We start from the raw sequence: 3,034 nt of genomic DNA, 5'->3' as shown, positions 1-3,034 counted from the left end.
AGCACTTTCACTGGTGTTGTTCAGGCTAAGGTAAAATTTGTGAGTGACTCTTAAGAGTTTTGCGAATTTTCGGCGAATGTCGTCTTCACAGTATAACCAGATTGCTTGGGGTTATATGGTCAAGTGAAGAAGCGCATACGGTGGATGCCTTGGCAGTCAGAGGCGATGAAAGACGTGGTAGCCTGCGATAAGCTTCGGGGAGTCGGCAAACAGACTTTGATCCGGAGATCTCTGAATGGGGGAACCCACCCAGCATAAGCTGGGTATCTTGTACTGAATACATAGGTGCAAGAGGCGAACCAGGGGAACTGAAACATCTAAGTACCCTGAGGAAAAGAAATCAACCGAGATTCCCTTAGTAGTGGCGAGCGAACGGGGACTAGCCCTTAAGTGGCTTTGAGATTAGCGGAACGCTCTGGAAAGTGCGGCCATAGTGGGTGATAGCCCTGTACGCGAAAATCTCTTAGTCATGAAATCGAGTAGGACGGAGCACGAGAAACTTTGTCTGAATATGGGGGGACCATCCTCCAAGGCTAAATACTACTGACTGACCGATAGTGAACCAGTACCGTGAGGGAAAGGCGAAAAGAACCCCGGAGAGGGGAGTGAAATAGATCCTGAAACCGTATGCGTACAAGCAGTGGGAGCCTACTTTGTTAGGTGACTGCGTACCTTTTGTATAATGGGTCAGCGACTTATATTCAGTGGCGAGCTTAACCGAATAGGGGAGGCGTAGCGAAAGCGAGTGTTAATAGCGCGTTTAGTCGCTGGGTATAGACCCGAAACCGGGCGATCTATCCATGGGCAGGTTGAAGGTTAGGTAACACTGACTGGAGGACCGAACCGACTACCGTTGAAAAGTTAGCGGATGACCTGTGGATCGGAGTGAAAGGCTAATCAAGCTCGGAGATAGCTGGTTCTCCTCGAAAGCTATTTAGGTAGCGCCTCATGTATCACTGTAGGGGGTAGAGCACTGTTTCGGCTAGGGGGTCATCCCGACTTACCAAACCGATGCAAACTCCGAATACCTACAAGTGCCGAGCATGGGAGACACACGGCGGGTGCTAACGTCCGTCGTGAAAAGGGAAACAACCCAGACCGTCAGCTAAGGTCCCAAAGTTATGGTTAAGTGGGAAACGATGTGGGAAGGCTTAGACAGCTAGGAGGTTGGCTTAGAAGCAGCCACCCTTTAAAGAAAGCGTAATAGCTCACTAGTCGAGTCGGCCTGCGCGGAAGATGTAACGGGGCTCAAACCATACACCGAAGCTACGGGTGTCACTTAGGTGACGCGGTAGAGGAGCGTTCTGTAAGCCTGTGAAGGTGAGTTGAGAAGCTTGCTGGAGGTATCAGAAGTGCGAATGCTGACATGAGTAACGACAATGGGAGTGAAAAACTCCCACGCCGAAAGACCAAGGTTTCCTGCGCAACGTTAATCGACGCAGGGTTAGTCGGTCCCTAAGGCGAGGCTGAAAAGCGTAGTCGATGGAAAACAGGTTAATATTCCTGTACTTCTAGTTATTGCGATGGAGGGACGGAGAAGGCTAGGCCAGCTTGGCGTTGGTTGTCCAAGTTTAAGGTGGTAGGCTGAGATCTTAGGTAAATCCGGGATCTTAAGGCCGAGAGCTGATGACGAGTTGCCTTTAGGCGACGAAGTGGTTGATGCCATGCTTCCAAGAAAAGCTTCTAAGCTTCAGATAACTAGGAACCGTACCCCAAACCGACACAGGTGGTTGGGTAGAGAATACCAAGGCGCTTGAGAGAACTCGGGTGAAGGAACTAGGCAAAATGGCACCGTAACTTCGGGAGAAGGTGCGCCGGTGAGGGTGAAGGACTTGCTCCGTAAGCTCATGCCGGTCGAAGATACCAGGCCGCTGCGACTGTTTATTAAAAACACAGCACTCTGCAAACACGAAAGTGGACGTATAGGGTGTGACGCCTGCCCGGTGCCGGAAGGTTAATTGATGGGGTTAGCTAACGCGAAGCTCTTGATCGAAGCCCCGGTAAACGGCGGCCGTAACTATAACGGTCCTAAGGTAGCGAAATTCCTTGTCGGGTAAGTTCCGACCTGCACGAATGGCGTAACGATGGCGGCGCTGTCTCCACCCGAGACTCAGTGAAATTGAAATCGCTGTGAAGATGCAGTGTATCCGCGGCTAGACGGAAAGACCCCGTGAACCTTTACTATAGCTTTGCACTGGACTTTGAATTTGCTTGTGTAGGATAGGTGGGAGGCTTTGAAGCGTGGACGCCAGTTCGCGTGGAGCCAATCTTGAAATACCACCCTGGCAACTTTGAGGTTCTAACTCAGGTCCGTTATCCGGATCGAGGACAGTGTATGGTGGGTAGTTTGACTGGGGCGGTCTCCTCCTAAAGAGTAACGGAGGAGTACGAAGGTGCGCTCAGACCGGTCGGAAATCGGTCGTAGAGTATAAAGGCAAAAGCGCGCTTGACTGCGAGACAGACACGTCGAGCAGGTACGAAAGTAGGTCTTAGTGATCCGGTGGTTCTGTATGGAAGGGCCATCGCTCAACGGATAAAAGGTACTCCGGGGATAACAGGCTGATACCGCCCAAGAGTTCATATCGACGGCGGTGTTTGGCACCTCGATGTCGGCTCATCACATCCTGGGGCTGAAGCCGGTCCCAAGGGTATGGCTGTTCGCCATTTAAAGTGGTACGCGAGCTGGGTTTAGAACGTCGTGAGACAGTTCGGTCCCTATCTGCCGTGGACGTTTGAGATTTGAGAGGGGCTGCTCCTAGTACGAGAGGACCGGAGTGGACGAACCTCTGGTGTTCCGGTTGTCACGCCAGTGGCATTGCCGGGTAGCTATGTTCGGGAGAGATAACCGCTGAAAGCATCTAAGCGGGAAACTTGCCTCAAGATGAGATCTCACTGGAGCCTTGAGCTCCCTGAAGGGCCGTCGAAGACTACGACGTTGATAGGTTGGGTGTGTAAGCGCTGTGAGGCGTTGAGCTAACCAATACTAATTGCCCGTGAGGCTTGACCATATAACACCCAAGCAATTTGCGTCGAA

The 3,034-nt window shown here is 51.6% G+C and carries 1 rRNA gene; it reads left to right on the top strand.

The window, feature by feature from the left end:
* The first annotated feature begins 117 nt into the window (after positions 1-117).
* Positions 118-3,008: ribosomal RNA gene (locus H8F21_RS28995) — 23S ribosomal RNA — on the top strand.
* Positions 3,009-3,034: the final 26 nt, after the last annotated feature.

Source organism: Pseudomonas arcuscaelestis (assembly GCF_016881005.1).
GTDB lineage: Bacteria > Pseudomonadota > Gammaproteobacteria > Pseudomonadales > Pseudomonadaceae > Aquipseudomonas > Aquipseudomonas arcuscaelestis.
The sequence above is the reverse complement of the archived record's forward strand: the minus strand, read 5'-3'. Positions and strand labels throughout refer to the sequence as shown.